This window comes from Lysinibacillus sp. RC46 (assembly GCF_041262385.1).
Taxonomy (GTDB): domain Bacteria; phylum Bacillota; class Bacilli; order Bacillales_A; family Planococcaceae; genus Lysinibacillus.
This window is the reverse complement of the sequence record NZ_JBGCCF010000007.1, coordinates 71,433-93,240: the sequence shown is the minus strand read 5'-3', so window position 1 is coordinate 93,240 and position 21,808 is coordinate 71,433. Positions and strand designations below refer to the sequence as shown.

Here is a 21,808-nt window from a genome sequence, read left to right as displayed (position 1 = left end):
GGAGGAATTCACATGACAAGTGAAGTTCAACAAAAAGGAAAGCTAGCAAAAGCCGCCAGCTATATTTTAAATATTAAAACAACTTGTGAAAAAAATGAGGCTCTCACAAAAATTGCTGAGCAATTAATCATCGACCAAGATACTATTATTGCTGAAAATGCAAAGGATTTAGCTCATGGCAAGCAACAAGGAATGCCCGCTTCTACACTTGATCGCATCATGCTAAACAAAGAACGAGTGGAAGCTATGTCAAGTGCTATTCAGTTACTTGTTGAATTAAATGATCCAGTAGGTAGTCTTTTAGAGCGAATAGAAAAAGATAATGGACTATTGATTGAAAAGCGTCTAGTGCCTATTGGCGTTATCGGGATGATTTACGAGGCGCGACCTAATGTTACAGTGGATGCGGCAACATTATCATTGAAAACAGGTAATGCAGTCATTTTACGTGGTAGCTCTTCTGCCAAATTTTCTAATGTAGCACTTGTGGCAAGTATTCATCGTGCACTTAGCAAAACGTCTATCCCTGTAGGCGCTGTACAATTAATCGAAGATACGAATCGTGAAACTGTCAAAGAATTATTCCATTTAAAAGAATACTTAGATGTATTAATTCCTCGTGGCGGAAAAGCACTTATTGATTTAGTAGTAAATGAAGCCACTGTACCAGTACTAGAGACAGGTGCTGGCAACTGTCATATTTATGTGGACCATACGGCCGATTACATAAAAACAGAAAAAATTTGTATCAATGCGAAAACGCAACGCCCATCGGTTTGTAATGCAGCCGAAAGCTTACTTATTCATCCTGATTGGTTTAAGGAGCACGGCAAACAGCTACTAAGTGCTATGCATCAAGCCGGTGTGACAATTATTGGTGATGAAACCGTTTGTCAAGCTCTTGAATTCGCTCAACTAGCAACAGCTGAAGACTATGCAACTGAATATTTAGATTTAAAGATCAGCGTTAAAATTGTGGAAAACGTTTATGAAGCAATCGAACACATTAATAAATACGGCACGAACCACTCTGAAGCCATCATGACTGAGGATCAGTTAGTAGCAGATACGTTCTTAAATAGTGTGGATGCTGCAGCTGTTTATCACAATGCCTCCACTCGCTTCACAGACGGCTTTGAATTCGGCTACGGTGCAGAAATCGGCATTAGTACGCAAAAATTACACGCTCGGGGACCAATGGGTTTACCAGCATTAACATCAACAAAGTATTACATTCACGGTAACGGCCAAATCCGTGAATAATTGTAGAACTATTAATGAAGAGCCGACAGCGTATGTCAACTGTCGGCTTTCTTTCCTTATTTTTGAACCTTAAGGATTGATAGATTTGTAAAGGTGCTGGGGGCGTCTTCCATCTGAGTAGATTCTACTGTTAACTCAGCGGGTTCAGACTATACCTGAACGAATTCTTCTCATCAGCCGAACGGTTCTAGACTATGCTTAGGTGGATTCTTCTCCAAGCTGAGTAGTTCGAGACTATACCTGTGCGAATTCTTCCCTTAGTCGAGCAGTTCATGCCTTTACCTGAGCGGGTTCTTCTCTTAGTCGAGCGGTTCCTTACTCTACCTGAGCGGATTCTTCTCTTAGCCGAGCAGTTCCTCACTCTACCTGAGCGAATTCTTCTCTTAGTCGAGCGGTTCCAGCCTTTACCTGAGCGGGTTCTTCTCTTAGCCGAGCGGTTCCAGCCTTTACCTGAACGATTTCTTCTCTTAGCCGAGCAGTTCCTTACTCTATCTGAGCGAATAACTTTGAGAACGGGGCGAAATAACGTTAAGTTTCCCCTATTTTCACAAGCGACAAAAATTATAATAATTTTATAGAAAGAAGGTTTTGGATGAACATTTCAGCGATTATCAAACTAACTGTTTCAATGGCCCTTTTTGGCTCTATTGGATTTTTTACCGTTCATACTGGCGTACCTGCTACCGAGCTAGTATTTGTTAGATGTATTTGTGCTACCCTCTTTCTAGGAGGAATGTGGCTGATCACAGGTGGTCACAAAACGGAAATATGGGATAAAAAGGAGATATTACGTACACTTCTATGCGGTGTCTTTATTGTCTTAAACTGGGTATTTTTATTTAAAGCCTTTGAAGAAATGTCCATTTCCATTGCCATTTCTATCTATAATTTAGCACCAATATTCGTATTAATATTTGGCGCGTTGTTTTTAAAAGAAAAGATGACTATTCAAGCATTGCTAGCAACAGTTACTTGCTTTATCGGCAGTATGCTCATTATTGGTTTAAATAATTTTATGACACTCTCTGAATTTATGAAATCAGGTTTTATTTGGGCATTACTGTCTGCATTGTTTTACGCGTTTACGATGCTTACAAGTAAAACAATCACAAAGCTTAGTTCCTATGCCTTAACATATATCCAAACTGCAGTTGGAATTATCATACTATTGCCATTTGTTAATTTTTCGTTATTTGATGGCTTAACGACAACAAACTGGCTATATATTTTAGGAACAGGCTTTATTCATACAGGATTTGTTTATTATTTATTTTTTGATAGTATTCGTAGCCTCTCTACTATTCTAGTTTCAGTATTAGTATTTGTTGACCCAGTAGTGGCTATATTGCTTGATATGCTGTTGCTTGATTTTATGCCAAGCTTCATGCAAACAGTTGGTATTGTATTAATTTTTGGTGGCATTTTTTACACAATTTACGTACCGAAGAAAAAGCGTGTGCCTCAGACTTAATCCTTATTTATCTTCATTCAGCGGATGTTTTTTGTGGCGAAAGCGACGCGTCAGCTACAGAAGACTCCCACCTTTAAAGGTGAAGAGATGAATGTGGGTGTGCTTCCTTTTCAGTGGATATATTCTCACACAGACTGGAATAGAGGAACTCAGTCTAAGAACGCCAAGGGCAAGGTGACGGAAAGGTCGAGAAAAGCGACGGATTGAAATGAAGGCGACGGAACGGACTGGCAGAACGACAGATACAAAGCGCTTTGTGACGGAAAGGTCCAGCAGAGCGACGGATTGAAATGAAGGTGACGGAACGGACTGGCAGAGCGACGGATGTAAAGCGCTTTGTGACGGAAAGATCCAACAGAGCGACGGATGCAAAGCGCTTTGTGATGGAAAGCCCACGTCATGTGGCAATTTTTCTGTGCGAAAGAAAAGCGACAGCAACATTTTATTTAAAGGAGATTATTCCGTGAGTAAACTTTATGCAATTGGTGAATTATTAATTGATTTTACACCTACTGAACAAAATGCTTCCCTTGCTACAGTTGAGCAATTTACTAAAAATGCTGGTGGGGCTCCTGCCAATGTTGCAGCTGTTTGTGCAAAACTCGGGCAACAAGCTGCCCTCATTACACAGGTAGGTCAGGATGCTTTTGGAGATTTTCTCGTAGAAACGTTAAAAAAAGCCGATGTCGATACGAACTATATTGTTCAAACAGATAAGGGTGAAACGAGTCTAGCTTTTGTTTCCCTGACAAGTGATGGAGGCCGAGATTTCTTATTTTATCGTCGCCACGCAGCAGATTTACTTTACAACAAAGAACAACTCCCACCTAATTTATTAACAGATCACGATATTGTTCATTTTTGTTCAGTTAATTTAGTGGAAAGCCCTATGAAACATGCACATATGGCATTGATTGAACAAGCCCATCAGGTAGGTAGTCTTGTTTCTTTTGATCCAAATGTTCGCTTGCCACTATGGAATGATGAGAAGGCATGTCGTCAAACCATTTTGGATTTTTTACCAAAGGCCCATATCGTTAAATTGTCCGAGGAGGAGCTTTTATTTTTAACAGCGATTGAGGATGAGGAAACAGCTGTCCATTCATTATTTCAGGGGAAAGTACAAGTAATTATAATTACTTGTGGCGCAGAAGGTGCAAGTCTTTATACTAAAAAGCTTCATGTAAAGATACCTGCTGACAAAGTTCATGCGGTTGATACTACTGGAGCGGGCGATGCTTTTATTGGTGCATTGTTAGCTATTCTCCTGAGCAAACAGATTACAGTGATCAATCTAGTCGAATTTTGTAAGGAGCAGGCTATTCCCCTTCTTACTTTCGCAAATCGATATGCAGGAGCTTCGACCGAAAAACATGGTGCCATTGCTTCTTACCTGACTAAGCGTGAATTGCCATTTAAAGATAATATGTTTTTTTAAATATTTCGCAACTTATTTCGAGGAGGAGAACTGGTGAACTCTATTTCAAAAAAACGAACAAAAGCATTTCTAATCGATATTGCTATTTCGTCGGCTGTCACAGCTGGCGTGGAGTATATCCTCCGAAAAAAGGTAAAAAACGAGGCGATTCATGCCATCGTTACACCGACAGTCGTTATGTGGTCACTTGAATTAGCACAATTACGTAAAAAAGGGCAAACAGTTGGCTACAAAAAAATGGGACTAGTTCTCGAAAATAAAATTGGGACTAGGGTGACTTCCTCCCAAATTATAAAACGAATAGCTTACCGTGACTCAATTAGCACATTCGATTACTTGAAAAATCCAAAAGCATTCGAACAACAAAATGGACAACTTCTTCCCCACGATAGCTTCTCAGGCACTATTGTTAAGGAAATCTAGCAAAATAAGGCTACTCAAAAATAACTTGGGTAGCCTGTTTTATTAAAAGGAGAGGATACACTTGAAATTAGATCATGTTGTTGAGGTTTTACTTGAAAGTCTAAAGGATGATCATTATATTGAAGCTGTATTTTTAAGAGGATCGATGGCTAGAGAAGAGCATGATGAATTTTCGGATATCGATATTTATTGCGTTGTGAATGAAGAAAACGTCGAAGCTTTTTTGCCCAACCGCAATCAACATATTGAAGCTTATAAGAAAACAATTTTTGTAGATGATATCTATATTATTGCTCCTCAGCTATTAGTCATATATGAAGATATGATTCATATCGATTTATTTACAGTAACTTCCTCTGAAATAAGTGAAAACGATGCGATTAAAATTTTATTTGATCCAAATGGGATCCTTACAGCAAAACAAAAGAATACTACTTTGTCATTAACTCCACTCGAATTTCAAGATGCTGTAGATGATACTGTCTGGTATTTGTATCAATATTATTGGAGTGCTCAACGTGGAAATGAGATTTGGAGTGTTCATTTACTGCGGAATAGTTTAGAACACTTCGCAAAAGTACTACTGCATAAGTATTGTCCTGAGCGGGCTTTACTTGGACTTAAAACGTTGTCTAATTCATTACCCACTGACCCATTACATGAAATAGTAGATATCATGAATTGTATGAGCCTTGTAACTCATGAGATGGCAGTAAAGAAATTAGTGAACGCCTTCAACAATGAATCAGATTGGATTTTTGAAAATGTGCCGAATAAAGAAAAAATTAAGCCATTATGGGGAAAAATAAAAGCGCTATTGCATTAAAATAAAATAGCAAACTAACATTAAACCTAGTTTGCTATTTTTTAAAATGAAAAATAAATACCACTACACCCTATTAAATTGTTTTTTCATTAAAATATGTGGGATGCCACAATCCATAAATTCTTCACCTTCACGCTTATAGCCTAATTTTTCATAAAAGCCTTCTGCATAGGATTGTGCGTTTAATTTATATTTTGTTAAACCTTTTTCAAGTGCTATGTCCTCTAAACTTTGGATAATCACTTTTCCTAAACCAAATTTGCGGAATTCTATTAATATACATATACGCTCTAGTTTGCCATAGCCATCAACAACTCGCAGTCTGCCTGTGCCAACAGGTTGTTCGTTATAGTACACAAGAGTATGATCACATGCTGCATCTAGTGTATCGAATTCATCAAATTCTTCTTCCTCTGGAACCTCTTGTTCCTCTATAAAAACTTTTTGGCGAATAGCAAATGCTGTTTGTAAATCTTGTTCATCTGTAATTTTTTTCGTGTTCATTTTAATATTCCTCCTTGTTTTTCAGAGCGTGCTCTCCGTTGGTAGACTTTGTTTTCCGGCGATAGAACCGTCTACTTCGCCGCTAAATCTGCTTGTTGCGCCGCTAAAGCCGTCCACTCCGCAACTAGAACCGCTTTGCAGAACCTCCACCTGTAGATAAGAAGTGAAATTTCCTTGCATGGATGATAATATATAGTATAGAGCATTTTTTATTGCAAATACAATAATTTTTTCGGAGGCAATCAATGAAGGAAATTTTGCGAGATATTGGTGCGATTGCAAGGGCACTTGATTCCATTAGTAATATTGAGTTTAAAGAACTTGATTTAACAAAGGGACAATATTTGTATGTCACCCGCATCTGTGAAAACCCTGGTATTATTCAGGAAAAGGTAGCTGAACTATTGAAGGTAGATCGCACAACCGCCTCCCGAGCGATTCAAAAGTTGGAGACAAAAGGTTTTATAGAAAAGCGTAATGAAATTGGCAATAAGAAAAACAAACAGCTTTTCCCGACAGAGAAAAGTCTCAAGATTTATCCATTGTTAAAGCGAGAAGGTGACTATTCGAATGCTAGAGCATTAGATGGTTTTTCTTCTAATGAAATTGACAGTATTCACGACTTATTAATTCGTATTCGTCAAAATATTGAAACTGATTGGGAGTATGTAAAGAAAGGTCATACACGAAATTATTAAAGGTGATTCCATACGCTTCTGAGCATTTGGAAACGCCTTTCTTTGCATCAGAATCCCTTTTATATACAGCGATCATAAATAATGTCGAAGTGAGCTCCCTCCCCCTACGTTCAGTGCCTTTAAGTGTAGTATGATCGCTTCACGCCATACATCCGTCCGCCCCCTATCCCCGAGATCCCTTATTCACCGACTTAACTCTTTTATTCTATTAATGTTGAAATTTTCTGATTAATCAAACATAATTATTGTACATTCGAAGGGTAGGTGCTTATTATGTCGAAACATCCTCTACTTGTACGTGATGTATTAAAGCGAAAGCATTTTGAATCTGCCAAGCTAATCGCAGGACAACAAGGCCTAAATCGACAAGTACTATGGACACATATTTTAGAAATAAAAGATTTTGATACTTTAATAAATGGTGGTGAGCTCATTTTAACAACTGGTGTAGGTTTACAGTTAGAGCGTGAAACACAAATTGCTTATTTACAAAATCTTATCCGTAACGGTGCTGCAGGTCTTTGTATTGAAATTGGTGATTATTTTGACTATGTCCCTGTAGAACTGGTTACAATGGCTAATACTCATGATTTTCCTATCATCATTTTTGAAGAGGTTGTAAGATTTATCGATATTACGCAGGATCTACATACGTACATTATTAATCATCACCAACAAGCATTAACACAGCTAGATGCAATATCAAAGACTTTTATGGAATTGTCGTTAATGCCAAATGGTATATTAAAAATTTTACAGGTGCTTCATCAAGATACCGATGCATTATTTTTATTTGTCTCCGAAGATACAAAAAGCTTCTATTATCCAATAGAAGCCAAAAAGTATTTACAAGTTATGGAGGAGCATTGTCAGCAACTAGAATTACAAGAACCCATCCAACGACTATCCATTGACAAAGATCATTTCGTTATCATTCCAGTCAATGGACTAGGACAAGTATGGGGCTATTTATGTATGCATTCTGCACTGCCGAAGCCAAGTGATTATACATTGTTAAATCTTGAACGTGCAACGATGTCGATTGCCCAAATTTTGATGCGTAATCGAATGCTACAGGAGCGGCAGCAAAGTCGTGAGGATGAATTTATCCTCGCCTTAATACAAGGAGAACCTATTGATCTTCAGTATTATCAAAGTTATTTGCCACTGGAAAGTCGCAACCTATTTTATCGCGTAGTCGTGTTTAATATGCTTGATTATGCCAATACCTTTTCAGAGGAAGATTGGCAAGAAATACAGCTACAAAATGTTATGTTTGTTCGTTCCATCCTAAAAAAACTTGGCTTTTTCCCTACCGTTTCTGTACGACAGCATGAAATTATTATCCTTGCATTTTACATTGCAGCAGATAATATGGAGGAAAATCGTGACTCTTTCAACCAAGCTATACAGCAGATTATTGTTCGAAAAACACCACAGCTTTTCGAGCAAATAACCCTTACCTTTGGCATAAGCAATGTTTATCAATCCATAAATAGCGTACAACAAGGCTATAAAGAGGCAAAAACAACCATTCAAATGCAACACAATGAACTTACTTCTTCTATTTACTACAAGGATTTAGGTGTTTACAGATTGTTATTACATCAGGATCATGCTGTCCTTTTGCAATACGTAAAAGATTATTTACAAGAAATACTATTGATTGATCAAAAGAATGGTAACGACCTTTATCAAACGCTCTGTGTTTATTTAGCATGCAATGGTGCCAAAAATGATACTGCTGAACAATTATTCATTGTCCGCCAAACACTCTATAAACGAATTGAACGACTAGAAAATATTTTAGGTGCTGATTTTTTACAGGCCCCACATCGTCTCAATATAGAAATAGCGGTGAAGGCCTTTGAATTATTGAAAAAAACAGCACCTGATATTTTACGCTTTTGAACGCGGATCCATAAAATCGCGTAATGCATTGCTAAGCATATACAAACCTAATACAAGTACTGTAATGGCTCCCCCTGGCGCATAAGTATACCAAGGGGCTCCAACTAAATAAGCTTGTGAGTCTTTTAACATTCGTCCCCAGCTAGGGTTTGGTGGCTGCACGCCAAGCCCTAAATAACTCAGTGCCGCTTCAGCAAGCATCGCAGTCGCAAAAGTTACAGTTGCGGCGACGATAATCTGCGATGAAATATTGGGTAATATATGGCGAAACATAATGCTATAAGGTTTTACGCCGATTAACTTTGCAGCTAAGACATATTCATTGTCACGATGTTGGACGAAACCACTACGTGTAATCCTGGCAATGGCCGGTATGGCTATAATGCCTAATGCAATAGCTGTATTAACAATCCCTGGTCCAAATACCGCTACGAGCATTAAAGCTAATATTATTCCTGGAAAAGCCATTAGTGCATCCATCATGCGCATAAAGATTTCATCGATCCAGCCACCTACATACCCCGCTATACCACCAATTAAAATACCAAAAATTGTTCCGATAGATACCGTTAGTAGACCGACTGCAAAGGCCGTTTGTGTTCCTTTCATCATACGGCTAAAAATATCACGACCAAATTCATCCGTACCAAAAAGATAATCACTACTTGGGCTTTGTAATTTTTGAGGTATATTCATCGAGTTTACATCATGTGGTGTATAAAAAAAGCTGATAATCATTATGATTAGAAAACCGACAATGACTAGTAGACCAATGATTAAATTGATATTTTTCATGTACCTTTGTATATTCTTCATCGTATCCACCTCTCATCGTAATCGGATTCTAGGATCTAACACAGAATATAAAATATCGACCATAAAATTGATCATGACCACTGCTACCGTAATATACATAACGATTCCCTGTACTAATGGAAAGTCACGATTACTAATTGCCGTGATGAGGAGTTGACCGACACCCGGTAGTGAAAATACTTGCTCCACAATAATTGTCCCTGCAACAACTTCAGCCATGATCAATCCAAATACCGTTAATATTGGAATCATCGAATTTTTTAAGACATGCTTATACATAACATTTTGCTCAGACATCCCTTTACTACGAACCGTACGCACATAATCGAGCTGAACTTGCTCTAAAATAGCCGTACGCACATAGCGGAAATTGACCGCAATTTGTGGAATCGCAATTGTTAACGCTGGCAGAACGAGTGTACTTAACGCTCCTGTTACACTTTGCGTCCACGGAATATACCCACTTATTTTAAAGAAGCTGAACTGCATGCCAATATACAAAATGAGTATCATCCCAAGCCAGAAAGAAGGAATGGCCATGCCAACTTGCGTCACTGTCGACAACGACACATCACTAAACTTATTTTGTCTTCTCGCTGCAAACATACCCAGTGGTAAGGAAATGAGTAGCACAATTAAGAGAGTGAGCCCAGCCAATGACATCGTTACAGGTAGTCTATCAAACAGTAATTCTTTTACTGGCATTGAAAAACGAATGGAATTTCCTAATTCCCCTGTCAATAATCCCTTCATCCAATCTGTATATTGCACGTAAAGGGGGCGATTCAAGCCAAGCTCTGATCGCAAATTTTCAATTTGTGTGGGATCCGCTTCAGTGCCTAACATTGTCCGAACCGGATCACCAGGTAAAATTTGAAAAACACCGAATGTAATGATCGACACTAGAAGGATGGTTGTTATTAACAGGATGAATCGACGTAATATATACATCATCTAGCTCTCATCCCTTTCTAGTTAGAAAATTTAACCTCAGACATATCATGGAACCAGAATGGATAGTTCTTTAACCCAGTAACGTTTTTATTAGAACCCCAAACAATTTGATAATCTGCGATGTAAACCGCTACTGCCTGCTCAGCTAAAATTTCCTGTGCACGATGGTAATAGTCAATTTGTTTTGCCTGATCTCTTTCTTTTAAAACATTTGCCATAATTTTGTCGTATTCATTATTTCTAAATTTGAAGAAGTTTTCACTATCATTTGATGAAATGTAATCATTTAAAATATCATAGGCAGAGGCACGACCTGTTAAATCGATCGTTGTCATTTGATAGTCGCGACCAAAGTAAACTCGGTCTAGCCAAATGCCCCACTCTACTACTTCAATTTCCACATCAATACCGATTTCCTTTAAATTAGCCGCTACGATTTGCGCGATATTTGAATACATATCATTATGCGAAGACACTGTAATTTTCGTTTTAAAGCCATTAGGATATCCCGCTTCTGCTAATAATGCTTTGGCTTTTTCCACATCACGCTTATACATATTTTCTAAGCCTTTCTTTTGATAGTCCCCCATCGCCGGACTCATATTTGAACCAAGTGGTACAGCATAGCCTGCAAATACTGAATCGATAATATCGGACTTATTAATAGCGTAGTTAATTGCTTGACGGACCTTTACATTATCAAAAGGAGCTTTCGTTTCATTAAATGTAACGATTAATGATGAGTTATTATTTTGATGAGATAAGTTATAGTTATTTTCTACTTCACTTACGCGCTGCCAAGGTACACTCGTTAAATCGACTTCATTGGCCATTAAACTCATAATCGCCGCTTGATCATCCGATTGGAAGGTAAACGTCACTTTATTCAAGTATGGTAACCCTTCCTTCCAGTAGTGTTCATTTTTCTTCAATTCTAAATTAGAGCCTGGAGAGTATTTTACATAAGCAAATGGTCCAGTACCTATTGGGTTTTCATTATGTTTTCCATCATTGCTTTTTGGTAAGATGGCTGATTGTCGAGCAGTTAATGAATATAAGAAGTTAGAGTTTGGCTCCTTTAGCTTAATCACAAATGTATTGGCATCTGGTGCTTCCGTTGACGCAACATTATCAAAACTGTTTGACATCTTTTCGCCACCGTTTTTCCCCATTAAACGATCAAATGAATACTGAATATCCTCAACAGTTAAATCCTCACCATTATGAAATTTCACACCCGGACGAATTTTGAATGTATATGTTAAACCATCGTCAGATATTGCATAGCTTTCGGCTAACCCTTCTTTTAAAGTACCATCTGTTTCAGGTGCCATTAGTCCTTCAAAAATATTGAGTATCATTTGGTACGAAATAGATGCTGTTGCTTTATGTGGATCTAAAAAATCTGGGTCATCATTTATACGTACCACGATGTCTTGAGGTAAATCTGCTTCGGATTTCTCTTTAGAACTTTCATCTTTTTTGTCATCATTTGAACAGGCACTTACTAGTAAAACTACTATCAATGTCAACAACAGCATCAACCACTTGTTCTTCAGTCTCATGTCCTTTCCTCCTATTCATTATGTGCTCATTATTTGAATGCTTTTATAGCTTTCTACTTCAACTAATTTATCAGCAGCTTTAATGCCAGCAATGATCGCTTCCTCCATAGCTCTTGTAGCCAAATGGCCCAAATAGTCAACTGGATATGTTTTATCTCCTGTACCCAGCACGAAAATCGTATCTCCATCCAGCATTGTGTGAACAGGATAAATCGTCCGTGCGAGGGCATTTTGTGTAAGCTGGGCTATTTTTTTCGCCTCTGCTTTTGTCAGCCTGGCATTCACTGCAATGACACCGATTGTCGTATTCGTACCAGATAACCCTTCTGATTGCACATACTCCTCTAAATAAGTACAGCAATCAATCCATTCCCCTGTTTTCGGATTCCTTGCACCTGCTAGCGTTTCTCTCGTATTTGGATCTTTTACATCCCCAACAGCGTTGACAGCAACGATTGCCCCAACTACAACACCCTCTTTACCAGCTATAGAGGTACTACCTAGCCCCCCTTTCATACAAAATTGAGGGCCTGCCAATTTCCCTACAGTCGCACCATAACCGGCTCCAGTATTACCATTTGCAAATGGACCAACAACCGCACTCTTAGCCGCTTCATAGCCCATTGGAGCAGTAGGTCTTGTCTTTGGATCACCGATAAATAAATCGAATAGCACAGCACTAGGAACAATTGGAATGGTAGCAATACCTGCATCCACACCAATACCCTGTTCCTCTAAAAATTGCATGACTCCGGTCGCAGCATCCAATCCGAAAGCACTTCCTCCGGACAAGCAAATCCCATGTACATGATCAATTTCGTTAATAGGATCAAGTGCATCCGTCTCTCGAGTGCCTGGTGCTGAGCCTCTTACATCGACACCGCAAACTGCACCATTTTCCACTAAAATCGCTGTACAGCCTGTTATGCCTTCACTATTTTCTGCATGCCCAACTTTAACTCCTGGCACATCTGTAATATTTCCAAACATCAAACACACCTCACTCCACAAAAAAGACTTAATTTTCAGTTTACTTATCATATAAAAAGCATGCTACCCGTTGATGGTTATTTTCTTCCTGAAGCACAGGCCGTTCCTGATGACATCTGTCCATGACATAGGGACAACGTGTATGAAACACACAGCCTACTGGAGGATTCATAGGGCTTGGCAATTCACCCTGTAACGATATTTCTTGTTTCGGTTGATCAAAATTGATAACTGGGATCGCTGATAGCAACGCCTGCGTATATGGATGCAGAGGATTCGCATATAATTCTTTCTTTGTGCCAATTTCCACTACCCTCCCTAAATACAACACAGCCACCCGATCACTAATATGTTTCACAACACTTAAATCATGTGAAATAAATAAATAGGTCAAATGAAATTCATCCTGTAAATCCATCATTAAGTTTAAGACCTGTGACTGCACCGAAACATCTAGTGCAGATACAGGCTCATCCGCAATAATGAACTCTGGATGAATAGCAAGCGCCCGCGCAATCCCGATTCGTTGTCTTTGACCGCCGGAAAATTCATGAGGGAACTTTTGCATAGCATCTTCTGGGAGACCTACCTTTTGTAAAAGCTCCTTCACACGTTCTTTGCGTTGCTCTTTCGTTAATGTTAATTGCAGCTTCATCGGTTCTTCAATAATGGTACCTATGCGCATACGAGGATTGAGTGATGCAAAAGGATCCTGAAAAATCATTTGCATTTGATTGCGAAAAGTTTGCAACTTATTGCCCTTTAACTGCTGAATGGGCTGTCCTTTATAGAAAATTTCTCCCTCGGTCGGTTCGACGAGTTTTAAAATAGTTCGGCCAAACGTCGATTTTCCGGAGCCGGATTCTCCTACAATGCCAAGCGTCTCGCCACGGAAAATTTCAAGTGAAATATCATCAACTGCTTTAATGACTTTTTTCTCTTCCTTCATCGACTTACGTTTCACAGGAAAGTAGGCTTTTAAATGATTAATTTCAAGCAAAACTTCTTTCTTCGTCATGATCAAGCGCTCCCTTCTCCGTAAATAAATGACAGCGCACTTTATGTTCATCTTGAATATGGATTACCTCTGGTAGCACCTCATGGCATTGTTCCATCGCAAATGGACAGCGCGGTGCAAAGCGACAGCCCTCTGGTAACGCATAAGCTGGTGGAACAGTGCCTGGGATTGACGGCAACCTTTTAACATCTGTGTCTAGATTAGGCATTGTTTTTAAAAGAGCAGTTGTATATGGATGCTTTGGATTCATAAAAAGCTCTCGCACTGGTGCTTCTTCTACGATTTGTCCCGCATACATGACCATAACGCGATCTGCCGTTTCTGCTACAACGCTCATATCATGCGTAATAAATAATATAGCCGAATGATGTTCTTCCTTCATCTTCATCATAAGCTTTAAAATTTGTGCTTGTACGGTTACATCAAGTGCCGTTGTTGGCTCATCCGCAATCAGCAGCTGAGGGTTATTAGACATGGCTATTGCAATCATGACACGCTGGCGCATACCACCTGATAATTGGTGCGGATATTCAGCAATAACCTTTTCCGCATTGGCAATACCAACTTCTTTTAACAGCTGTAGAGATTTCTCCCATGCCTCTTTTTTTGAAATCTTTTGGTGTCTACATATTCCTTCCATCATTTGATTACCGATTGTGAAAACTGGATCTAATGACGTCATCGGCTCTTGAAAAATCATACTAATTTCATTGCCTCTTATGTTACTCATCTCTTTATTTTTATAGTCTAAGAGATTTTTACCATTCAATTTAATCGTACCAGCTGAAATTTCTCCTGGTGGTATGGGCAGTAACCGTATAATGGATAGCGATGTAATACTTTTACCACTACCAGATTCACCTACAAGCGCAACCGTTTCTCCCTTACGGATCGTAAAGCTCACATCATCAACAACTTTTGCCTCTTTACCATTTTTTAAATGGAATTTTATTTTTAAATGATTTACCTCTAGTAGCACTTGATTTTCTTTTGGCTGATCCATATGCATCCCTCCGTTTATCACATTTGATTTGGTGGTGCATAGCGTATCGCGATATTTTTCATTTGCGTATAATTTCTCAACGCGACAAAACCTTTTTCTCGACCAATGCCGCTCTTTTTATAGCCACCAAACGGCATTTGAATTCCGCCTGCTGCTCCATAGTTATTAACAAACACTTGTCCAGCTTTTACACGGCTTGCGACATAATGTGCAGTATCTAAATCCTTCGACCAAACCCCTGCAACTAAACCGTAGTCTGTATTATTTGCCAAGGCAATTGCTTCCTCAACGGTCTTAAATGTCAATACCGTCAACACCGGTCCGAAAATTTCCTCCTGTGCAAGTGTATCGTTAGCTTCTACCCCTGCAAGTATTGTTGGTTCAACATAATATCCTTTTTCATAACCCGCAATCGTCAGTGTCTCACCACCAGTAATCACAAAACCATTTTCCTTCGCCTTTTGCAACAGTGTTGAAATCTTCGTATATTGCCGTTCATTTAGAAGTGGACCCATATCAACGTCTGCTTCACCCGGACCAACTCTTAAAGCTTGAAATTTCTGCACTAATTGAGCAATGAATTTTTCTTTGGCACTTTCTTCAATTAGTAATCTAGCCCCTGCAGAGCATGTTTGCCCGGCATTCTGAATAATGGCACGTACAACACCATCAAGTGCTTGCTCCATGTTGGCGTCCGCAAAAACAATATTTGGTGATTTCCCACCAAGCTCTAACGTTACAGGTACAACATTTTCAGCAGCTGATTTCATCACTGCTATGCCTGTTGGAACAGAGCCTGTAAACGTAATATGATTGATATCAGGATGAGATGTTAAATAGGGTCCTACATCACGACCTAAGCCTGTAATATGCTGAAAAATACCCCTCGGCAATTTATCCGCAAACCATTCCGTTATAGCATGAGTAGTCAATGGCGTATCTTCCGCACTTTTGACAATTACTGCATTGCCAGTAGCAATTGCAGCTGCTACACTTCTCGCTGTGATTTGAATAGGATAATTCCAAGGCACGATATGTACGGTAATTCCAACAGGCTCTAACACTACCGCATTTAAAATGCCGTCTTCAACAGGAATCGTGTCACCCATCACTTTATCAGCAGCACCCCCATAAAACTCAAAATAGCGTGCTGCTGCTTCAATATCGGCTCTTGCTTGTGTTAACGGCTTACCTACATCACGACATTCTAATAAACTCCATTCCTCTGCATGCTTGCGTATATAGTGCGCAAGTTCCACAAGTAGCTGTCCCCGTTCATAGGCCTTTATTTTCCGCCACTCTTCACTTTCAAACGCTACACGCGCAGCACATACAGCTTCGTCGACATGCGTTTTACTTGCATTCGTAATTTGGGCAATGACTTCACCAGTAGAGGGGTCCATAACATCTAATAAGGCCTCTTCCATAGCACTGTAAACCCATTCACCATTTATAAACATCGGAATTTTTTTCACCCTTATCCCTCCTATAGTCCGCGACCACCGTCTACATGTAAGGTCGTTCCTGTAACCACGCTAGCTACTTCAGAGAGTAAATAACTTACTGCTCCTGCAATGTCTGATGGATTCACTAAACGTCCAAGCGGGACCGATTGAACAAAGACACTTTGCTTTGTTTGCTCGATATCTGCTCCTTGTGCCGTAAATTGACCAAGCATCTGTGTATCGGCAGGCCCTGGGTGAATCGTATTAACACGTATTTGAAACGGTGCTAGTTCAATAGCCAAAGCACGTGTAAAACTCTCCGCAGCCCCTTTAGAAGCAATATAAGCTTGTAACCCTGGGCGTGGACGTACAGCAGAAATGGAAGCGATTGTGACAATTGAACCTGTGCGTCGCTCTTTCATGTATGGAACGACTGCCTTTGTTGTAATAAATAAACTTTTAACATTGACATCCATTAATCGATTCCACTCGTCCATCGTTACTTGCTCAAGCGGTGTTGCTGACTGCGCTATACCTAGTGCATTGACAAGGCCATCAATACGTCCATACTTGTCAAAAACCTGCTTGAACACATCGTTCACGCGCTCCTCTTGCAAGGCATTGACTTCAAAGCATTGAAAGGTATCCTGCACTAAATCACTTAAAGAAGCTACTGATAAATCGAGCCCAACTGCTATATTGCCCTTCGCAAGCTGTTCCTGAATAATGGCTTTCCCCATACCGCCCCCTGCACCTGTGACGATGACGACCTGTTGCTCTACTGCCATGCTATACACCCCTTGTCGCTAAATTCAGTTTTATAATCTCCTGACAAATCGCATCACCCATTTGTGCTGTTGTCGCCTGTCCACCAATATCTGCAGTTTTCACAACACCTTCTCGAAGCACCGTCTCAATCGCATGAACAATTAGCTGTTCTATATCCCGTCTTCCGATATGTCCAAGTAACAAAGCAAGTGACCAAATTTGTGCGATTGGGTTTGCTATGCCCTTTCCTGCGATATTTGGTGCTGACCCATGCACAGGCTCAAACATTGATGGGAATTCTTTTTCCGGATTTAAATTTGCTGATGGAGACAACCCAAGACCACCAACAATAGCTGACCCTAAATCTGATAAAATATCTCCGAATAAATTGGAGGCAACTACAACCTGAAAATCTTGCGGTCTCTCTACAAAATAAGCTACTAAAGCATCGATATAGATAGATTCTAACTCTAGTGCTGGTGAGCTTTGTGCTAGAATTCTCTTAGCATGCTCATCCCAGAACTTCATTGAATGGATAATGGCATTCGATTTTGTCGCACTCGTAATTTTTGTTTTGCCATTTTTATAGGCATAATCACAGGCCGCTTGGACAATTTTTTCAATACCGATCCGTGTCATAATCGTATTTTGAATCGTCATTTCCTGCGGTTGATTATGATAAATTCGCCCACCACTATTGGAATATTCCCCCTCTGCGTTTTCCCGGAAGATCACAAAATCAATATCCCTTCCGTTGGCAAGCGGTGAGGCTATGCCAGGTAGTGATTTAATCGGACGGAAATTAACATATTGCTGGAAGCTTTTTCGTATCGGCATAATTAATTCCCATACTGTCACGTCATCCGGAACACGAGCATCTCCAATAGCCCCGAATAAAATTGCATCGTATTCTTTTAATATGTCTAATGCATTGTCTGGCATCATTTGACCGTGCTTGAGGTAATAATCTGAACTCCAAGGAAAAATTGTTGTTTCTATTTGTAAAGACGAATCGTGTTCCTGAAGAGAACTTAGTACCTTTAGTGCTTCTTCCATAACTTCCTTTCCAATGCCATCACCAGGAATTACTGCGACTTTTGTGTGAGTCATTGTGCATCACCTGCTAAAAACTTTAATGCCGCCAAACGGTAAATGGCTGTTGTTTCTGCTAATTCTTCGATATCGACATATTCATCAATTTGATGGGGAATATCACGATCACCCGCTCCAACGGTAACGATTGGTACTCCATGCACATGAAGGAACGTTCCATCCGTAGCCCCTGGTACACCGTTATATTTCGGCTCTTTTTCCGTTACTTCAGCGACTGCCTCATAAATGGCTTGTACAACAGGATTCTCCTTCGCTGTTGCTGTTGCAGGACGGTTATCAAGCACTGTTAGCTCCACTTTAAAATCTGGATCATCTGCTTGCAGACGTTTAATAATGGCATCAATTTTACCTAGAAGCTCCTCATGATCCTGTGCAGGGACTGTACGAATATCAAGCGTTGTCATACAGTGATCAGGAATGACATTAATTTGTGCATCTCCTTTTACAGGCGCTCGTAAAATCGTTGGTGTAATAGATGGCCAATTAAGCATCGGATCACGTCCTAATCGTGCTTGCTCTTCTTTTTCTAATTTTTCAAGCTCTACAATAAAACGTGCCATGCGCCAGTTCGGATTAATGCCACTCCAAGAAATTGCACCGTGCGCCATTTTACCGAAGATATCTACTTTCAAACGTATTGCCCCGCGCTGTGCAATACAGACATTGTTTTCCTCTGGCTCACAGATAATCGCCCCATCCACATTATCTGCCCAGCCATTTTTTATAAAATGTTTAATCCCAAGCATCAATCCTTCTTCATCGCACGGAATACATAAAATAATCTTGCCTGTAAATTCCTCCTGATCCAGTAACAACGACTGACAAGCTGTAATCATACACGCAAGATTTCCTTTTGTATCATTTGTACCTCGGCCATACATTCGACCATCAATAATTTCTGCACCGAATGGATCGTACGTCCATGCTTCACGATTTCCTTCGGTAACGACATCTGTGTGTCCTTCAAAGAGTAGTGTTTTTCCTGGCTTACCCGAATCAATAATACCAATAACATTCGGCCTTCCTGGCACAACCTCCTCTACATGTGTTTCTATCCCGATCTCACGTAAATATTGAGCGACAAAATTCGCGACTTCTTGTTCATTGCCATTTGGATCATCTTCTCGATAAACGCTATCTATTCGTACTAGCTTTTGTGTAAGCTCAATAACTGCTTCTCGGTCGCGCATATAAGATTCCGTTGTCTTTAAACTTGTTACTGTCATTCAAATGCCTCCTTGTTTTATAGAATATTCTAGAGATCATTTATGCCTCCGCATAATTGCGTCCGGAATCGGCTTTGTCTTGGGCCTGCAGATGTTTTTTGCGCGAAAGCGAAGCGACAGCAACACAGCACCGATGCAGGTCAGTTAGCCTTTATCGCATGGATGCGATGGTTTTAGGCTAACATCCTCTAAGAACTCTTTTCCGATTCCATGACATCCGCCGGAGACTTTGGGCCAACAGATGTTTTTTGTGCGAAAGCGTAGTGCTAACGCAGCGGCAGCAAAAGGGCTTCATTCTGTGCGAAAGCGTAGTGAAACGAAGCGCAGCAACAACATGATGTTGGTCACTCAGTCGTTGCCACAGGACGTGGCGTTCTTAGACTGAGTTCCTCTATTTTAGCAGGCGTTTGGACATCTGCTAAAAGAAGTTAAATCATTTTAACATTGTCCTATTAGACAAGTATTAGACACTTTGTTAATAATACATAGAATGCTATTAACGTTTTGTTTAGTAGTAAAAAGCTAAAAAACAACAAAATTATCTACCTTATGTTGTTTTTCGATATAAAAAGATCGAACATTTACCATAATGTGGGATTGATTTTCGTTCCGGCTGGGCGCTTTTCTGGAGCGTCCGATTTTCACCACAATCAACTTATTCGCATGGCATAGGTTTTATCAAAATGTCATCTCATTTTTAGGTGATAAAAATATAAATAGCTTTTAGTTTTAAGCTGTTTCCGAAAAGATTGTTGCTATTCAACTGACGGAGCAGGTTAGTGCAGCGAGGAAGTATGATAAAATCAAACATACTATGCATTTAAGGTGGTTAAAATGAAATGAATAAAGTTTTTGTCGTAGATGGGAATAATTTTTCAAGCTTTGAGGAATTTTGTAAGGAGTTTTCGAGAGTTGTTCTTTCTGGAAAGTTTGAGTGGAACGGAACCCTCGCTGCATTTAATGATATTTTGCGTGGTGGCTTTGGTGAAATTGAATTTAATGAAGATTATACAATTATTTGGACAAATTCCGATAAATCTAAAAGTGATTTAGGATATGAAGAAACAATAATTAAACTCAATGAAAATTTGGAAAGATGCCATCCAAGTAATAAAAAATATATGCTACAAGAAATAAAGGATGCGAAAATGAACAAGGGTCCAACTATATTTGACTCAATAAAAGAAATAATCCTTGATCACGAAAATGTAACATTGATATTAGAATAATCCTTATTAAAATAAACGGTGCTTTAGTACAAGATTGCAGAGCTGTTCAGGCAGCTCTTTTTTCTTATTCTAGTAACGATGCAGGTTAGTTTAACAAGAAAAACTAAGATAAAGGTATTTGTATGCTGCTTATTGAAGTAATATTAAGCTTATCAAAGGAGGCTTCCTTATGACTTATTTGAAAAATAATGGATTTAAATTTCTAAATTTCATTAATATACCAGAAACAGATATAAAAAAATACCAGCCTCTATCGGGTTCTTTTGCCGTAGTAAAGTGCGAAGGAAAGTTTCTCCTTTGCTATAACACTTGGCGTAAACAATGGGAACTACCTTCTGGAGGTAGAGAGAATAACGAAACGTCAAAGGAATGTGGCATTAGAGAACTTTACGAGGAAACTGGACAATTAGTTACAAACTTAGAATTTAAAGGATTAATCAAAGCCGAAAATTCATTAGATGGCAACATAAAATATAATCCTGTGTACTTTACTACAATGGAAAAACTACAACCATTTATAGAGAATGAGGAAACATCAGAAATAAAACTTTGGGATTTAAATGAGGAAATAGGTTATATTGATTCAGTTGATATAAATATATTTGATTATCTTTAAACAAAGATAGTGAGCAATGGCTTCTTGAACTAACGGAGTAGGTATTTTTTTTAGATACCAATATAACTACAAGAAGAATTAGGATAATTAAGAGGTTTTTTATGCAAAAAATCGGAATTGAAAAAGCAAACTATAAACCAACATTAAAAATTTTAAAAGATTTATATAACTATAATTCTATTTTTGAATAAAAAAGTAAGTCAGAAATTTTTGAAATGTTAACTCCTTATAATAACAAGTTAGTCATTTTTAAAAATAAGACAGAAATTATAAACTGCTTCAACTAACGAGTAGCTTTACTTAAATACGGGGAAATGAAATTATGAAAAAACATTGTTGTGAGGATATGACTTTTCATGCAAATTTCAAGTGTGAAATACATGAGAATCCGTTTGAATGTCCTGATAAAATAATCATTTTTTATGAACAAAATAATGACTACGGTTTGATAATACATGATGGGTACATGATGGTGGGATGTTCGATTATTAGCATTGATTTTTGTCCTTGGTGTGGTTCGAAACTTTGATT

The 21,808-nt window shown here is 39.0% G+C and carries 22 protein-coding genes; 10 read left to right on the top strand and 12 right to left on the bottom strand.

Annotation, left to right across the window (positions count from 1 at the left end; genetic code table 11):
- Positions 1-12: 12 nt before the first annotated feature.
- Both ABH966_RS08510 and ABH966_RS08505 read left to right on the top strand, forming a co-directional pair.
- A complete protein-coding gene (locus ABH966_RS08510) occupies positions 13-1,263 on the top strand; it encodes a glutamate-5-semialdehyde dehydrogenase (RefSeq protein WP_370077465.1) in 1,251 nt (416 codons plus the stop codon).
- Positions 1,264-1,855: 592 nt separating this feature from the next.
- Positions 1,856-2,734, top strand: a complete 879-nt coding sequence (locus tag ABH966_RS08505) for a DMT family transporter (protein ID WP_370077463.1) — start codon at positions 1,856-1,858, stop codon at positions 2,732-2,734.
- 149 nt (positions 2,735-2,883) lie between these two features.
- Here the strand turns inward: ABH966_RS08505 and ABH966_RS08500 are convergent, their stop codons facing one another.
- Positions 2,884-3,135, bottom strand: a complete 252-nt coding sequence (locus ABH966_RS08500; protein ID WP_370077462.1) for a hypothetical protein — start codon at positions 3,133-3,135, stop codon at positions 2,884-2,886.
- 62 nt (positions 3,136-3,197) lie between these two features.
- Between ABH966_RS08500 and ABH966_RS08495 the strand changes: the two genes are divergently transcribed.
- The 3 genes from ABH966_RS08495 to ABH966_RS08485 all read left to right on the top strand — a co-directional run bounded on the left by ABH966_RS08495 (position 3,198) and on the right by ABH966_RS08485 (position 5,421).
- Positions 3,198-4,172 carry a carbohydrate kinase family protein gene (locus ABH966_RS08495; RefSeq protein ID WP_370077460.1) on the top strand — a complete coding sequence of 325 codons (975 nt, stop codon included), beginning with the start codon at positions 3,198-3,200 and terminating at the stop codon, positions 4,170-4,172.
- 33 nt (positions 4,173-4,205) lie between these two features.
- Entirely contained in the window at positions 4,206-4,595 is a 390-nt protein-coding gene (locus ABH966_RS08490) for an RDD family protein (protein ID WP_370077458.1), read from the top strand.
- A gap of 61 nt (positions 4,596-4,656) precedes the next feature.
- Positions 4,657-5,421 carry an aminoglycoside 6-adenylyltransferase gene (locus ABH966_RS08485; protein WP_370077456.1) on the top strand — a complete coding sequence of 255 codons (765 nt, stop codon included), beginning with the start codon at positions 4,657-4,659 and terminating at the stop codon, positions 5,419-5,421.
- Positions 5,422-5,484: 63 nt separating this feature from the next.
- Here ABH966_RS08485 and ABH966_RS08480 read toward each other — a convergent pair whose 3' ends face one another.
- A complete protein-coding gene (locus ABH966_RS08480; RefSeq protein ID WP_370077454.1) occupies positions 5,485-5,925 on the bottom strand; it encodes a GNAT family N-acetyltransferase in 441 nt (146 codons plus the stop codon).
- A gap of 245 nt (positions 5,926-6,170) precedes the next feature.
- Between ABH966_RS08480 and ABH966_RS08475 the strand changes: the two genes are divergently transcribed.
- Both ABH966_RS08475 and ABH966_RS08470 read left to right on the top strand, forming a co-directional pair.
- Positions 6,171-6,623 carry a MarR family winged helix-turn-helix transcriptional regulator gene (locus ABH966_RS08475; RefSeq protein WP_370077452.1) on the top strand — a complete coding sequence of 151 codons (453 nt, stop codon included), beginning with the start codon at positions 6,171-6,173 and terminating at the stop codon, positions 6,621-6,623.
- 273 nt (positions 6,624-6,896) lie between these two features.
- Entirely contained in the window at positions 6,897-8,534 is a 1,638-nt protein-coding gene (locus tag ABH966_RS08470; RefSeq protein ID WP_370077450.1) for a PucR family transcriptional regulator, read from the top strand.
- On the opposite strand, the gene ABH966_RS08465 is transcribed toward ABH966_RS08470, so the two are convergent.
- The 10 genes from ABH966_RS08465 to ABH966_RS08420 are packed head-to-tail and all read right to left on the bottom strand — an operon-like array spanning position 8,523 to position 19,432.
- Complete coding sequence (locus tag ABH966_RS08465; RefSeq protein WP_370077449.1) at positions 8,523-9,350, bottom strand: ABC transporter permease; 828 nt, start codon at positions 9,348-9,350, stop codon at positions 8,523-8,525. The genes ABH966_RS08470 and ABH966_RS08465 overlap by 12 nt on opposite strands.
- A gap of 12 nt (positions 9,351-9,362) precedes the next feature.
- A complete protein-coding gene (locus tag ABH966_RS08460; RefSeq protein WP_370077447.1) occupies positions 9,363-10,304 on the bottom strand; it encodes an ABC transporter permease in 942 nt (313 codons plus the stop codon).
- 17 nt (positions 10,305-10,321) lie between these two features.
- Entirely contained in the window at positions 10,322-11,869 is a 1,548-nt protein-coding gene (locus ABH966_RS08455; protein WP_370077445.1) for an ABC transporter substrate-binding protein, read from the bottom strand.
- An 18-nt stretch (positions 11,870-11,887) separates the two neighbouring features.
- On the bottom strand, positions 11,888-12,859 hold the full coding sequence (locus ABH966_RS08450; protein WP_370077443.1) for a P1 family peptidase: 972 nt from the start codon (positions 12,857-12,859) through the stop codon (positions 11,888-11,890).
- Between the two features lie 40 nt (positions 12,860-12,899).
- Complete coding sequence (locus ABH966_RS08445) at positions 12,900-13,877, bottom strand: ABC transporter ATP-binding protein (protein WP_370077442.1); 978 nt, start codon at positions 13,875-13,877, stop codon at positions 12,900-12,902.
- Positions 13,852-14,880, bottom strand: a complete 1,029-nt coding sequence (locus ABH966_RS08440) for an ABC transporter ATP-binding protein (protein ID WP_370077440.1) — start codon at positions 14,878-14,880, stop codon at positions 13,852-13,854. The genes ABH966_RS08445 and ABH966_RS08440 overlap by 26 nt, the downstream gene beginning before the upstream one ends.
- Before the next feature lie 17 nt (positions 14,881-14,897).
- Complete coding sequence (locus ABH966_RS08435; protein WP_370077438.1) at positions 14,898-16,355, bottom strand: aldehyde dehydrogenase family protein; 1,458 nt, start codon at positions 16,353-16,355, stop codon at positions 14,898-14,900.
- An 11-nt stretch (positions 16,356-16,366) separates the two neighbouring features.
- Entirely contained in the window at positions 16,367-17,113 is a 747-nt protein-coding gene (locus ABH966_RS08430) for an SDR family NAD(P)-dependent oxidoreductase (RefSeq protein WP_370077436.1), read from the bottom strand.
- 1 nt (position 17,114) lies between these two features.
- Complete coding sequence (locus ABH966_RS08425) at positions 17,115-18,203, bottom strand: tartrate dehydrogenase (protein WP_370077434.1); 1,089 nt, start codon at positions 18,201-18,203, stop codon at positions 17,115-17,117.
- Entirely contained in the window at positions 18,200-19,432 is a 1,233-nt protein-coding gene (locus tag ABH966_RS08420) for a M20 family metallopeptidase (RefSeq protein ID WP_370077432.1), read from the bottom strand. Before ABH966_RS08420 ends, ABH966_RS08425 begins: the two co-directional genes overlap by 4 nt.
- An 839-nt stretch (positions 19,433-20,271) precedes the next feature.
- Between ABH966_RS08420 and ABH966_RS08415 the strand changes: the two genes are divergently transcribed.
- From ABH966_RS08415 to ABH966_RS27075, 3 genes are all read left to right on the top strand, one after another.
- Positions 20,272-20,661, top strand: a complete 390-nt coding sequence (locus tag ABH966_RS08415) for a barstar family protein (RefSeq protein WP_370077431.1) — start codon at positions 20,272-20,274, stop codon at positions 20,659-20,661.
- 169 nt (positions 20,662-20,830) lie between these two features.
- Positions 20,831-21,277, top strand: a complete 447-nt coding sequence (locus ABH966_RS08410; protein WP_370077429.1) for an NUDIX domain-containing protein — start codon at positions 20,831-20,833, stop codon at positions 21,275-21,277.
- 322 nt (positions 21,278-21,599) lie between these two features.
- On the top strand, positions 21,600-21,806 hold the full coding sequence (locus ABH966_RS27075; protein WP_483308137.1) for a DUF6980 family protein: 207 nt from the start codon (positions 21,600-21,602) through the stop codon (positions 21,804-21,806).
- Positions 21,807-21,808 lie beyond the last annotated feature (2 nt).

What these genes read in the sequence shown, in the direction of transcription:
- ABH966_RS08465 (WP_370077449.1), bottom strand. Translation starts at nt 9,350, where the DNA reads ATGAAGAATATACAAAGGTACATGAAAAATATCAATTTAATCATTGGT.
- ABH966_RS08470 (WP_370077450.1), top strand. Translation starts at nt 6,897, where the DNA reads ATGTCGAAACATCCTCTACTTGTACGTGATGTATTAAAGCGAAAGCAT.
- ABH966_RS08455 (WP_370077445.1), bottom strand. Translation starts at nt 11,869, where the DNA reads ATGAGACTGAAGAACAAGTGGTTGATGCTGTTGTTGACATTGATAGTA.
- ABH966_RS27075 (WP_483308137.1), top strand. Translation starts at nt 21,600, where the DNA reads ATGAAAAAACATTGTTGTGAGGATATGACTTTTCATGCAAATTTCAAG.
- ABH966_RS08475 (WP_370077452.1), top strand. Translation starts at nt 6,171, where the DNA reads ATGAAGGAAATTTTGCGAGATATTGGTGCGATTGCAAGGGCACTTGAT.
- ABH966_RS08505 (WP_370077463.1), top strand. Translation starts at nt 1,856, where the DNA reads ATGAACATTTCAGCGATTATCAAACTAACTGTTTCAATGGCCCTTTTT.
- ABH966_RS08410 (WP_370077429.1), top strand. Translation starts at nt 20,831, where the DNA reads ATGACTTATTTGAAAAATAATGGATTTAAATTTCTAAATTTCATTAAT.
- ABH966_RS08440 (WP_370077440.1), bottom strand. Translation starts at nt 14,880, where the DNA reads ATGGATCAGCCAAAAGAAAATCAAGTGCTACTAGAGGTAAATCATTTA.
- ABH966_RS08480 (WP_370077454.1), bottom strand. Translation starts at nt 5,925, where the DNA reads ATGAACACGAAAAAAATTACAGATGAACAAGATTTACAAACAGCATTT.
- ABH966_RS08450 (WP_370077443.1), bottom strand. Translation starts at nt 12,859, where the DNA reads ATGTTTGGAAATATTACAGATGTGCCAGGAGTTAAAGTTGGGCATGCA.
- ABH966_RS08430 (WP_370077436.1), bottom strand. Translation starts at nt 17,113, where the DNA reads ATGGCAGTAGAGCAACAGGTCGTCATCGTCACAGGTGCAGGGGGCGGT.
- ABH966_RS08510 (WP_370077465.1), top strand. Translation starts at nt 13, where the DNA reads ATGACAAGTGAAGTTCAACAAAAAGGAAAGCTAGCAAAAGCCGCCAGC.
- ABH966_RS08420 (WP_370077432.1), bottom strand. Translation starts at nt 19,432, where the DNA reads ATGACAGTAACAAGTTTAAAGACAACGGAATCTTATATGCGCGACCGA.
- ABH966_RS08445 (WP_370077442.1), bottom strand. Translation starts at nt 13,877, where the DNA reads ATGACGAAGAAAGAAGTTTTGCTTGAAATTAATCATTTAAAAGCCTAC.
- ABH966_RS08460 (WP_370077447.1), bottom strand. Translation starts at nt 10,304, where the DNA reads ATGATGTATATATTACGTCGATTCATCCTGTTAATAACAACCATCCTT.
- ABH966_RS08425 (WP_370077434.1), bottom strand. Translation starts at nt 18,203, where the DNA reads ATGACTCACACAAAAGTCGCAGTAATTCCTGGTGATGGCATTGGAAAG.
- ABH966_RS08415 (WP_370077431.1), top strand. Translation starts at nt 20,272, where the DNA reads ATGAATAAAGTTTTTGTCGTAGATGGGAATAATTTTTCAAGCTTTGAG.
- ABH966_RS08500 (WP_370077462.1), bottom strand. Translation starts at nt 3,135, where the DNA reads ATGACGTGGGCTTTCCATCACAAAGCGCTTTGCATCCGTCGCTCTGTT.